Origin of the sequence: Klebsiella sp. HMSC16A12, assembly GCF_001808265.1 — a bacterium.
Lineage (GTDB): Bacteria > Pseudomonadota > Gammaproteobacteria > Enterobacterales > Enterobacteriaceae > Klebsiella > Klebsiella pneumoniae.
On sequence record NZ_KV792522.1, the window covers coordinates 49,705 to 61,173 of the forward strand.

Genomic DNA, 11,469 nt, shown 5'->3' on the forward strand with positions numbered 1-11,469 from the left:
CAGAATTCATTTCTTTTCTGGGGGGGAAATGGTTAACTATCAGACAATAATAAGGTTCTTAGGACGATATCGCCCAACTCTGGTGCACCACTGGATCTGAAACGGGCAGAGCTATGAACCAAAACATTCTGAGGATTTACCTGTTCAGCAACACACAACACGCATTGCGATCAGATTATCGACACTTCCGTCACCGGCGAGAGCATTTTTGCCCGCCAGGTCACGCGAACGGAGAACAGAGATGCGTATTGCCCTGAAGTCGGCCCTGATGCTGACCACCAGAGTCATCCAGATCATTAACCCTGAACTGCACCGGCATATGCAACGAACGGCCTTAATCGCCCTGACGCTGGCGCAAAGGCTGGAACTGCCTGACGAACGGCAGCAGACCATTTTTTGCGCCGCGCTGCTGCACGATATCGGCGTGCTGGGGGATAAACGCACCATTCATTCGCTGGATGCTATCGATAATATCCACGACCCGCATCAGCGCCAGGGTGTGGCGATGCTGGAGGGATTAGCGACCTTCCAGCCCATCGTTCCCTTTATTCGCGATCACCATTTTAGCCCGAACCACCGGGGCTCCCGCGAACAGCACATTGTCTATTTCGCTGATGCCTTTGAACGGCTGCTGCCGGCCGATAGCCACGTTGCCGCCTGGCCCACGCGGGCGGTGGTGGAACAGTTCGTCGCTTTGCATCGGGAGATCGATCCGCCGCTCTGCGATATCCTGTGCGAGGTCGCTGAAAATGCGAACTTCTGGCAGCACCTTCACCCCGGCCATATTCAGCGGCTGCTGGAGATTATTGGCCCCATCAACACGCGCTATCTGGATATTCACGGTCTGAAGGATGTCTGCCTGCTGATTGCCAAAATCGTCGACACCTACAGCAGCTTTACCGCCACCCATAGCATCATGGTGGGGGAAATCGCCCGCCAGCTTGCCCGCTGGATGCTGCTGCCGGAGCCCACCTGCCAGCAAATACAGATAGCCGGCTATCTACACGATATTGGCAAGGTCTATATCCCACTCTCCATTCTCGAAAAAGAGGGCGAGCTGGATGATGAGGAGCTGAGTCAGGTGCGGGAACACAGCTATATGACCGGCGAACTTCTCAGCGACTATAGCGAGCTCGGCGACATCATTAACTGGGCCTCGAATCATCATGAAAAAATGGACGGCAGCGGCTACCCTCTGCATCTCGAAAAGGAGCACCTGACCCTCGCCGACCGGATTATCTCCATCGCCGATATTTTCACCGCGCTGACCGAAGATCGCCCTTATCGTAAAGGGATGGCCTGGCAGGAAGCCTTACAGATTATGGAAGCGGATGTTATAAATGGCGCTCTGGATAGCGATGTCTTCCTCGTTTTGCGCCACCATGCGGAAACGCTACACGCCATCATTCTTCAGACCCTTGCCCCTCTGCATAGCGAGCGCCGCCTCTGAAGCGGGCCGCCGTCGTGGCGGGGGCGGAGTTCTATAATCAAAACAGCTTCATCTGCATGCAAGGAAATTCACGGTGAGAATCGCCACCATCACTAACTGGGCTTACGGGATCACCGTTGGCCTGACGCTGGCTTCCGGGAGCGCTATGCTCATGGCCTCCAGCGCCGACCGCGTCGAACGCCAGGCGGTACAGCAGCGCCAGGTCTTTGATACCCTCTCCGACGAGGTGGAAAACGACGCCTGGGCGCTGTCTGACCTCGCCCGGCTGTACGTGATAAAGCCTTCGCCGGAGACGCTTACGCAATATCAGCAGCTGCAGCAGACCGACAAGAGCATAGAGCAGCGGCTGGGCGGCCTGAAAGATAACGGCGCCAGCCGCGAGGAGCTGGCGCTGCTCCAGGATGGCCTGCGGATCGCCGATGAGCTACAGGATGAACAGCAGGCGGCCCTGGCGCATGTCGCTCGCGGCGATGCGCCAGCGGCCATCGCGGTGCTGTACGGCACCGCGTACGAGACTGAACTGGAGCGCATGCAGACGCAGATCGATCGCTTCCGCCAGATGCTTGAGCATCGCGCCGCCGTCGCTATCGACCAGGCCACCGAGCGCTCGCGGATCTGGCGTACGCTGTCGGAAATCATGGTCGGCCTGACCGCCCTGATGTTTTTGTTCGTCCTCGGCTTCATTCTCAAACGCCGGGTGCTCTACCCGGTGGTTCGCCTGAGCGACGTGGTCCAGCGTCTCGCCTCCCAGGATTATGCGGTGGAGACGCCGCACTTTACCCAGGTGGATGAGATTGGTGACATGGCTCAGGCGATCCGCATTTTTCGCGAGAACGGCCTGGCCCGTCAGCGGCTGGAGCAGCAGCGCGACGCCGACTGGGCGATCCGCGAGCTGCTGGCGCGTATGACTCAGCGGCTGCAGGGCTGTGAAACCATTGAGGATGTGATTAAGGTGGCGGAGCGGTTTGCGCCGAATATCGCCCCGACGATCCCCGGTAAACTGTATGTTCTGGATACCGACCCCTGGCAGCTGCGCTGCGTAGCGCAGTGGCTGTCGCCCGCCGGTGAGACGACGCCCTTTTCTCCCGACGACTGCTGGGCGATACGGCGGGGACTCAGCCATCCGCCGGTGCAGGGCGAGCCCGATATCACCTGCTATCATCTGCCGGAGACGCACGCCGGCCAGTCGCTCTGCGTACCGCTCATCGCCCAGGGCGAAGCCATTGGCCTGCTGACCTTCCAGAACGTCACCGCCGGTGACGCTCCTTCCCGGGCCTATCTCGAGCTGATGGCGGAAGCGTTGGGCCTGGCGCTGGCCAATCAGCGTTTGCGCAGCGCCCTGCTGGAAAAAGCGCTGTTCGATTCCCTGACCGGCCTGCGTAACCGCCATCATCTTGACGAAGCGCTGCATTCGCAGATGGCGCTGGCGGTCCATACCCATACTCCGCTGAGCTGTCTGATGATCGACATCGATCATTTTAAAACCATCAATGATCGCTATGGCCATGAGGCTGGGGATCTGGTGATTAAGAGCGTTGCGACCATTGTGCAGCGCGCGGTGCGCGATATCGGCATGGCTTTCCGCTACGGGGGCGAGGAGTTTTTAGTGCTGCTCCCCGGGATTGACGAAGCTGGGGCGCACCAGTGCGCCAGCGAGATCTACACCCAGGTGCGCAATATGACGCTGCGCGATGGTCTGACCGAGATAGGCCAGGTGGATGTGTCGATTGGCATCGCCAGCTACCCGCAGCACACCCAAAGCGATAGTCTGCTGCGCGCGGCGGATGCCGCGCTGTACCGGGCGAAAGAGCTGGGCCGCTCAAGGATTGTCAGCTTTGGCCGCCTGAAGACCAGCTAACCGGGACTATCGCTCAGCGGTATTAAGCAGCGAGATAACTTTCCTTACCACCGCCGAACGAATATGGCGGTGGTAAACCATGCTCAGCTCACTCTCCGCCAGCCGATCCTGGAGATCGATATACACCACGTTATCAAGGCGTAAGGCCCGCGCCGAGAGCGGAACCAACGCCACTCCCACCCCGGCGGAGACCAGGCTAATCATCGAGGTAACGTCGTTAATCCGCTGCGCCACCTGCGGCGTAAAGCCCGCGACGCGACAGGCATCCATAAAAACCTGCTCCAGTCCGGTGCCCTGCGGATCGTCAAGCGAGATCCAGTTGTCAGTGCGCAATGAGGCCAGATTAAGCGCGCCCACGCCGGCCAGCGGATGCTGTTGATAGAGCGCCAGGCAGAGCTTTTCACGTACAAACGGCCTGACCACCAGCGCGTCCGGCGGCGAGGCCAGCGGCGCGCGGATGATGGCGATATCCAGACGCAGATCCAACAGCGCTTCGTAGAGCATTTGCACATCCCCCTGCACCAGCGACAGCTCAATCCCCGGCCAGTCGGCGCGCAGCCGGCGCAGGAGCCCCGGCAGTTTACTGTCGTACATCGCGCTGGAGACATACCCCAAATGCAGCCTCCCCTGCTCGCCCCGCGCGGTGCGCTGGGCGTCCAGCACCGCCTGATCGGCCATTTCCAGCGCCAGCCGCGTCTTGTGTAAAAAGGCCTCGCCCGCGGCGGTCAGAGTCAGACGGCGGTTAGCGCGGGAAAAGAGCACCACGCCCAGGCGCTGCTCAAGCTGCTTAATCTGCTGACTGAGGGCGGGCTGGGCGATATGTAACCGCTCCGCCGCCCGGTGCATATGCAACTCTTCGGCAACGACCACAAAATGGCGTAACGCTCGCAAGGACATGGTCGGACTCCTCCCTACAAATTGATAAGAAAAAGCTTATCAATAAAGCATAAATGATGCAATTGATAACCATTAGCCTGCGAAGCATACTGTGCGCATCGATACGCTAAGGAGAACATCATGACCGCACCGATTCAGGATCTGCGCGACGCCATCGCGCTGCTGCAACAGCATGACAATCAGTATCTCGAAACCGATCATCCGGTTGACCCTAACGCCGAGCTGGCCGGTGTTTATCGCCATATCGGCGCGGGCGGCACCGTGAAGCGCCCCACCCGCATCGGGCCGGCGATGATGTTTAACAATATTAAGGGTTATCCACACTCGCGCATTCTGGTGGGTATGCACGCCAGCCGCCAGCGGGCCGCGCTGCTGCTGGGCTGCGAAGCCTCGCAGCTGGCCCTTGAAGTGGGTAAGGCGGTGAAAAAACCGGTCGCGCCGGTGGTCGTCCCGGCCAGCAGCGCCCCCTGCCAGGAACAGATCTTTCTGGCCGACGATCCGGATTTTGATTTGCGCACCCTGCTTCCGGCGCCCACCAACACCCCTATCGACGCCGGCCCCTTCTTCTGCCTGGGCCTGGCGCTGGCCAGCGATCCCGACGACGCCTCGCTGACCGACGTCACCATCCACCGCTTGTGCGTCCAGGGCCGGGATGAGCTGTCGATGTTTCTTGCCGCCGGCCGCCATATCGAAGTGTTTCGCCAAAAGGCCGAGGCCGCCGGCAAACCGCTGCCGATAACCATCAATATGGGTCTCGATCCGGCCATCTATATTGGCGCCTGCTTCGAAGCCCCTACCACGCCGTTCGGCTATAATGAGCTGGGCGTCGCCGGCGCGCTGCGTCAACGTCCGGTGGAGCTGGTTCAGGGCGTCAGCGTCCCGGAGAAAGCCATCGCCCGCGCCGAGATCGTTATCGAAGGTGAGCTGTTGCCTGGCGTGCGCGTCAGAGAGGATCAGCACACCAATAGCGGCCACGCGATGCCGGAATTTCCTGGCTACTGCGGCGGCGCTAATCCGTCGCTGCCGGTAATCAAAGTCAAAGCAGTGACCATGCGAAACAATGCGATTCTGCAGACCCTGGTGGGACCGGGGGAAGAGCATACCACCCTCGCCGGCCTGCCAACGGAAGCCAGTATCTGGAATGCCGTCGAGGCCGCCATTCCGGGCTTTTTACAAAATGTCTACGCCCACACCGCGGGTGGCGGTAAGTTCCTCGGGATCCTGCAGGTGAAAAAACGTCAACCCGCCGATGAAGGCCGGCAGGGGCAGGCCGCGCTGCTGGCGCTGGCGACCTATTCCGAGCTAAAAAATATTATTCTGGTTGATGAAGATGTCGACATCTTTGACAGCGACGATATCCTGTGGGCGATGACCACCCGCATGCAGGGGGACGTCAGCATTACGACAATCCCCGGCATTCGCGGTCACCAGCTGGATCCGTCCCAGACGCCGGAATACAGCCCGTCGATCCGTGGAAATGGCATCAGCTGCAAGACCATTTTTGACTGCACGGTCCCCTGGGCGCTGAAATCGCACTTTGAGCGCGCGCCGTTTGCCGACGTCGATCCGCGTCCGTTTGCACCGGAGTATTTCGCCCGGCTGGAAAAAAACCAGGGTAGCGCAAAATAAGCAATAGCCGCCGGTAAACGGCGGCATTTTTCCATGCCGCGCGATCCTGAGCGGATGGCGCAGGCAGGATTAATTGATCGCAGCGGCGAGATCTTTTTTCACCAGCTCGCGCTGCTCAGAGGTCAGCTCCTGGCTTACGTCGAAATGGCGATCGGGGCGTTACGCATGGGGGTATTTACAGGGAATGATCCTTCATAAAAAAGAGAGGCGCTTATCACTGCGCTAATAAAGACTATCTGTAGCAAAGGGGGAATTTAAAACTGGAAAATAAAAGAATAGCAGGTAACCGAAACCAGCCCCCGGTCGACCCTCAACCGCAAAGAAAAATATATTCTTCCTTCCAGTAGCGGCCCTGACCTATGATGTCCCCGGCAGAAGTGATTAACCGTTTTTGCTTTTCGGTTTCGATACCCTCAACGATCACATGGCCGGTCAGGGTATGAATAGACTGCAACAGACCGGGCAAAGCGGGGTCGTTTTCTTTATCCCAGAAGTAATCCTTATCCACTTTGACGCAATCGAAGCGGAATCTCTCCAGCAGCGGGAAGGAGGTTCGCCCGCGACCAAAATCATCCAGCCAGACCGGACAAAGCGCCGCCAGCGTGCTTAGCGCCGTCAGCTCGCGGCCGGCGATAAACTCATGAAAATTCTCATTTATCTCCAAAGCAATATGCTTACACGAGCGCAGAAAATCGCAGAGATAGCGGTCCGTCAGAATAAAATGGCTTAATAAATCATCGATATTGAGCGAGATCGGCTTATTATCGACCAGGGAAAAATCAAATACGGAAAGCAACTCGATTTGTCGGGTAAATAGTGCAAGCTTATCGCTTTCGGTAAGCGTGGAGAAAGAAAACGCGGGCGCTGAGGCGTTATTTCGTGCGGGTGCTATAATATCTTTAGTGAGCAATTCCCACGAGTGGCAGCTGCCATCATCGCTAATAGCAGGCTCCAGTACGAAGCGATAGAAGGTATTTTTCGCGTTTTCTTCAACCATTTAAAAAATACCAAAAATAAGAAAGGGTTAAAGCATGTCATATATTTCCCGCCAACAAAAATAGTTTAAAATGATCGATAAGAAACATTCGATAGCTAAAAACTATCAACATATAATTTATTGATCGGTAAAGTGAATTAATATAAATTAGCCACCGCTGTCGCATGCGTTTAGACAACAATTAAAATATTGTTTCAAACCAGCCAGTTACATGACGAGCCGCATCCAGTCGTAGCCACATTACGCTTTTCCCCGGCGGCAAAAAAAAGCGTGGTGTAATAAAAATCAAAAATACAAGCCGCCAGTTTTCGTCCTCTCGTATGCCAAAAGATGAATAATCTCTGACCCAACGCAACCGCTTGCCGATAATAAAAACGCGGCCCCGGTCAACGAAACGTCATACTTTACCGCTACCTTGCTGGCAGAACAGGCGCAGCGGATAAAGAGCAGTGAAAAGAAAATACATGGTTCCACTGGCGCTAATGCTCCTCATGCTCATCGCCAGCGCATGGCTGGAACCGGCCCCACGGCCTGTCGCCAGAGGGCTGTGCGTCTGGTTCGACGGGGCAATGGTCAACTGTCTGCAGAGGCAACGGCTGGGCGAAAGGTTGCCGACTCACTCGCTGGCCAGGCGGTAAACGGGCACTCGTCGGGTGGTATTGAACAAATTGTCGCTGACCTCCACCTCCGTCGTGACAATCGTCATACCGGACCGGCGCAACTGCGCGATGTCCGCCGCCACTCGCTGACTGCCGAACCAGAACAGGGCGTCGAGAGCGGTGACCGGCAGGCCGGCGTTCAGCGCCTGGCGGAGCCGCTCCCGGGCCGGCTTTATCTCCCGGGCAATCTGCTGGTACGGGGCCGCCGTCAGCCCCGTTGCATCGACGCGACGAATGCGGTTTGCCAGGCGGTAATGAAAGGCTTCCGGTACAGCCTGTAAATCCTGTTTCAAACTATAGACGCAGCCGTAACGTTTGCCGTTGAAAACGGCGGCTTTACGGCTAAGCTGCAACGTCTCGCGAACATCGGCGATTAGCTGCGGCGCGCGCACCAGCAGCAGGCGAAAAGGCAGCTCGAAGCTGGTGACATAGTCGACGTTCAGTAACGCAATGCGCAGGCGCTCCTCTGCCCCGGCCCGCAGCTGACGACACTCCAGGTATACTTCGCGCCACTGCTCCCGGAGCCGTGGCGTCTCACCGGCTTCGGTAAACTGGTATTTTTCAATATCGTAATCAATTCTCCCGGCCACCGCGCATTCCTTTCTGAATCAGTCCGCGGGTTATATTATCATCCTCCGACGCCGTCCCCTATGCCCAACGCCGCTGTCGTTGTCGATTATTTACGATAAAGATAACGGGTGATGATCACATCAAGAACAAACAGCAGGAAGATAACGCTGCTTAACCATAATAAGCCTGCGAATAAATCAAGTAATTGCATCGTTGTTCCCTCGCCGTTGGCCCTAAAAAAGACGCTCCATCACCATAAAGTAGTTAACAACCACCTTACCAGCCACAGAATAAAATTATTTAGCACGATGCCATCCCGAGCCCGGACAGATTCATTTTATTGTCATTAATTTGTCATCAAAAAATGTCTATCATCAACCGGCGCCGCAGGGTCGTCTCTGCCGTCATGGTATGGCGGACAACGCGTCGCCACGCGGTTTAACAACACGGAATAACCTCGCCCTACCTCATTCTTACTGTCATTGCATAATTTTATATCAGGCACGTTTGTCATCCTGCTGAATAATCCGTAAAAGCGCCGTAAGCAATAAAACCCCTGCAGATTGGTTTACCATGGAGAAATAAGATGCCTAGCGAAAAAGCCCGCAGCCTTGACCATTTCTATGAATTACTGGCGACAGGACAACACCCGAAGATTGAGCTCGATTTTGATGTCGCCGCGGACGATTTTTTTAAAATCGCCACCGAGTTTGGCGATATTGGCGCGAGGATCACCCGGGTTAACGAACGATTTATTATTAAGATCAAGCCACCGAAGGCATAAACACCCGGCCCGAGTCGTTGCAGCTGATCACCGGTTTGTGCGCATCCCTCTCGGTCATCCCTGACCGGACGGCGCGACGCGCCGGCAAATCCTCACCTGCCGGCGCGAATCAGGCTCAGTGATAGCCCTCGCTGCCGGAGACTTTGCCGCGAAAGACGTAGTAGCTCCAGGCGGTATACATCAGGATCACCGGGATAATGAGCAGCGCGCCCGGCAGCATAAATACCTGGCTGGACGGCGGCGCAGCGGCATCCCACAGAGAGATATGCGGTGGGATAATGTTCGGCCAGACGCTGATCCCCAGCCCGCTGAAGCCGAGGAAAATCAGGCCCAGCGTCAGGATAAATGGGCGGGCATGGCTGGCGGGGCGCGCGCTCAGGCGCCAGATCCACAGGCTCAGAGCCAACACCAGAATCGGCACCGGCACGAACCAGAAGAAATTGGGCAGCGTAAACCAGCGTTCCGCCACGTAGCGCCAGCCCAACGGCGTCCAGACGCTGACCACCGCGATCACCGCCATCAGCGCCAGCAGTACCTTGCGGGTCAGCTCGCGCATCCGCTGCTGCAGCGCGCCTTCGCTTTTCATAATCAACCACGTGGTGCCCAGCAGCAGATAGGCCACCACCAGCCCCAGACCGCAGAACAGATTGAAAGGGGTAAGCCAGTCCAGCGTCGAACCGGCGAAGCGGCGGTCAGCCACCGCAAAGCCGTTGATAAACGCGCCGACGACAATCCCCTGGCTGAAGGTCGCCAACAGCGAGCCGCCGGCAAAGGCATAGTCCCAGAAGATGCGATGCGAGGGAACCGCTTTAAAACGAAATTCAAAGGCCACGCCGCGAAAAATCAGGCCGATGAGCATCGCCGTCAGCGGGATAACCAGCGCATCGGTGATCACCGCATAGGCCAGCGGAAAGGCGCCGAACAGCCCTGCCCCGCCGAGCACCAGCCAGGTTTCGTTACCATCCCAGACGGGGGCGACGCTGTTGACCATCACATCGCGCTCTTCGCCATCATGCACCACGCTGAACAGCATCCCAATACCTAAATCGAAACCATCCATCACGATATACATCAGCGTGGCGAAGACAATGATGACAAACCAAATCACCGAGATATCGATGCTCATGATGCGTTCTCCTCATCACGCACCGGCTCAGCCGCTGAGAGCGGACGCGCCGGGGTGCCTGCGGTTTGCGAGGTCAGCTCCGTCACCGGCTGCGGCCCTTTTTTGATAAGCCGGAAAATATAGTAATACCCCACGCCAAACACGGCGCAGTAAACCACGATAAATACCAGCAGGCTGATGGCCATCTGCAGGGTGCTGTGCAACGACACCGCATCCCGCGTGCGCAGCAACCCGTATATCACCCACGGCTGGCGGCCCATCTCGGTGGTCACCCACCCGGCGACCAGGGCAATAAGACCAGCGGGCCCCATACAGAGCGCAAACCACTGGAAGGGACGCGAGTGGTACAGCCGCCGCCGATAGCGCAGCCAGGCGCTGCAGATCCCTAAGGCGATCATCAACACGCCCATCCCGACCATGATGCGAAACGACCAGAAGACGGCGGGCGAATAGGGTCGGTCCTCTTTCGGGAAGTCTTTCAGGGCCGGCACCTGCTTATGCAGGCTGTGGGTAAGGATCAGGCTACCGAGAGCGGGGATCTCCAGACCATAGCGGGTCCGCTCCTGCTCCATGTCCGGCAGGCCAAACAGCAGCAGCGGCGTGGCCTCGCCGGGGCGATTTTCCCAGTGCCCTTCGATGGCCGCGATCTTCGCCGGCTGATGCTCAAGGGTGTTAAGACCATGCATATCCCCCACCACCGCCTGGATCGGCGCCACCAGCAGCGCCATCCACATCGCCATCGACAGCATTTTGCGGATGGCCGGCGAGTCGTTGCCGCGCAGAAGATGCCACGCGGCAGACGCCCCGACGAACATGGCGCTACTGAGAAACGCGGCTATCGCCATATGGAACAAGCGATACGGAAAAGAGGGATTAAAGATAATCGCCAGCCAGTCCTGCGGGATGAGATGGCCATTTTCGATGATAAAACCCTGCGGCGTCTGCATCCAGCTATTGGAGGCAAGGATCCAGAAGGTAGAGACCAACGTGCCAAGCGCCACCATGCAGGTGGTAAAAAAATGCAGCGCTGGCGGCACTTTATTCCAGCCAAACAGCATCACCCCGAGGAATCCCGCTTCAAGGAAGAAGGCGGTCAGCACTTCGTACAGCAGCAGCGGGCCGGTAATACTGCCAGCGAACTGGGAAAATCCGCTCCAGTTGGTGCCGAACTGATAGGACATGACTAATCCGGAGACTACGCCCATGCCAAAATTGACGGCAAAGATTTTCAGCCAGAAATTGTAGAGTGAACGCCAGACATTATCCCGGGTTCGCAGCCACATCCCCTCAAGCACCACAAGGTAGCTGGCAAGGCCGATGGTGATGGCCGGAAAGAGGATATGGAAGGATACGGTAAAGGCGAATTGCAATCGGGCCAGATGAAACGCGTCGAATTCAAACATATTCCACACCCATCATTGTGAATCGCCCCGGCCGCAGCCGGGGCTCATGCGAACATCACTTAGCCGATGATGAAGTGTTTTGCTTCCCGGCGCCGA

The 11,469-nt window shown here is 57.3% G+C and carries 11 protein-coding genes; 5 read left to right on the plus strand and 6 right to left on the minus strand.

Going from position 1 to position 11,469, the window contains the following annotated elements:
- Nucleotides 1–241: 241 nt before the first annotated feature.
- Together HMPREF3140_RS01205 and HMPREF3140_RS01210 are read left to right on the plus strand one after the other, a co-directional pair.
- A complete protein-coding gene (locus tag HMPREF3140_RS01205; RefSeq protein WP_004224183.1) occupies nt 242–1,450 on the plus strand; it encodes an HD-GYP domain-containing protein in 1,209 nt (402 codons plus the stop codon).
- 73 nt (nt 1,451–1,523) lie between these two features.
- On the plus strand, nt 1,524–3,308 hold the full coding sequence (locus HMPREF3140_RS01210; RefSeq protein ID WP_023279889.1) for a sensor domain-containing diguanylate cyclase: 1,785 nt from the start codon (nt 1,524–1,526) through the stop codon (nt 3,306–3,308).
- Between the two features lie 6 nt (nt 3,309–3,314).
- On the opposite strand, the gene HMPREF3140_RS01215 is transcribed toward HMPREF3140_RS01210, so the two are convergent.
- Nucleotides 3,315–4,205, minus strand: a complete 891-nt coding sequence (locus tag HMPREF3140_RS01215; RefSeq protein ID WP_004150788.1) for a LysR substrate-binding domain-containing protein — start codon at nt 4,203–4,205, stop codon at nt 3,315–3,317.
- A 120-nt stretch (nt 4,206–4,325) separates the two neighbouring features.
- On the opposite strand from HMPREF3140_RS01215, the gene HMPREF3140_RS01220 reads away from it, so the two are divergent.
- Together HMPREF3140_RS01220 and HMPREF3140_RS28530 are read left to right on the plus strand one after the other, a co-directional pair.
- Nucleotides 4,326–5,834, plus strand: coding sequence for a UbiD family decarboxylase (locus tag HMPREF3140_RS01220; RefSeq protein ID WP_004140497.1), 1,509 nt, complete (start codon nt 4,326–4,328; stop codon nt 5,832–5,834).
- Between the two features lie 33 nt (nt 5,835–5,867).
- Complete coding sequence (locus HMPREF3140_RS28530; RefSeq protein ID WP_004140498.1) at nt 5,868–6,032, plus strand: hypothetical protein; 165 nt, start codon at nt 5,868–5,870, stop codon at nt 6,030–6,032.
- 112 nt (nt 6,033–6,144) lie between these two features.
- On the opposite strand, the gene HMPREF3140_RS01230 is transcribed toward HMPREF3140_RS28530, so the two are convergent.
- The 3 genes from HMPREF3140_RS01230 to HMPREF3140_RS01240 all read right to left on the minus strand — a co-directional run bounded on the left by HMPREF3140_RS01230 (nt 6,145) and on the right by HMPREF3140_RS01240 (nt 8,080).
- Nucleotides 6,145–6,831 (minus strand): KPN_01159 family EAL domain c-di-GMP phosphodiesterase, encoded by a 687-nt coding sequence (locus HMPREF3140_RS01230; protein ID WP_070552816.1) that lies wholly within the window; start codon nt 6,829–6,831, stop codon nt 6,145–6,147.
- A gap of 397 nt (nt 6,832–7,228) precedes the next feature.
- On the minus strand, nt 7,229–7,408 hold the full coding sequence (locus HMPREF3140_RS01235; protein ID WP_004140501.1) for a hypothetical protein: 180 nt from the start codon (nt 7,406–7,408) through the stop codon (nt 7,229–7,231).
- 39 nt (nt 7,409–7,447) lie between these two features.
- Entirely contained in the window at nt 7,448–8,080 is a 633-nt protein-coding gene (locus HMPREF3140_RS01240; RefSeq protein ID WP_004183660.1) for an ECs1377 family protein, read from the minus strand.
- 566 nt (nt 8,081–8,646) lie between these two features.
- Here HMPREF3140_RS01240 and HMPREF3140_RS01245 point away from each other — a divergent pair.
- Nucleotides 8,647–8,844, plus strand: a complete 198-nt coding sequence (locus tag HMPREF3140_RS01245) for a hypothetical protein (RefSeq protein ID WP_004140506.1) — start codon at nt 8,647–8,649, stop codon at nt 8,842–8,844.
- 115 nt (nt 8,845–8,959) lie between these two features.
- On the opposite strand, the gene cydB is transcribed toward HMPREF3140_RS01245, so the two are convergent.
- Entirely contained in the window at nt 8,960–9,970 is a 1,011-nt protein-coding gene (gene cydB / locus HMPREF3140_RS01250) for a cytochrome d ubiquinol oxidase subunit II (protein ID WP_004140509.1), read from the minus strand.
- A complete protein-coding gene (locus tag HMPREF3140_RS01255) occupies nt 9,967–11,373 on the minus strand; it encodes a cytochrome ubiquinol oxidase subunit I (RefSeq protein ID WP_004140511.1) in 1,407 nt (468 codons plus the stop codon). The genes cydB and HMPREF3140_RS01255 overlap by 4 nt, the downstream gene beginning before the upstream one ends.
- Nucleotides 11,374–11,469 lie beyond the last annotated feature (96 nt).

What these genes read in the sequence shown, in the direction of transcription:
- HMPREF3140_RS01245 (WP_004140506.1), top strand. Translation starts at nt 8,647, where the DNA reads ATGCCTAGCGAAAAAGCCCGCAGCCTTGACCATTTCTATGAATTACTG.
- HMPREF3140_RS01230 (WP_070552816.1), bottom strand. Translation starts at nt 6,831, where the DNA reads ATGGTTGAAGAAAACGCGAAAAATACCTTCTATCGCTTCGTACTGGAG.
- HMPREF3140_RS01205 (WP_004224183.1), top strand. Translation starts at nt 242, where the DNA reads ATGCGTATTGCCCTGAAGTCGGCCCTGATGCTGACCACCAGAGTCATC.
- cydB (WP_004140509.1), bottom strand. Translation starts at nt 9,970, where the DNA reads ATGAGCATCGATATCTCGGTGATTTGGTTTGTCATCATTGTCTTCGCC.
- HMPREF3140_RS01220 (WP_004140497.1), top strand. Translation starts at nt 4,326, where the DNA reads ATGACCGCACCGATTCAGGATCTGCGCGACGCCATCGCGCTGCTGCAA.
- HMPREF3140_RS28530 (WP_004140498.1), top strand. Translation starts at nt 5,868, where the DNA reads ATGCCGCGCGATCCTGAGCGGATGGCGCAGGCAGGATTAATTGATCGC.
- HMPREF3140_RS01215 (WP_004150788.1), bottom strand. Translation starts at nt 4,205, where the DNA reads ATGTCCTTGCGAGCGTTACGCCATTTTGTGGTCGTTGCCGAAGAGTTG.
- HMPREF3140_RS01255 (WP_004140511.1), bottom strand. Translation starts at nt 11,373, where the DNA reads ATGTTTGAATTCGACGCGTTTCATCTGGCCCGATTGCAATTCGCCTTT.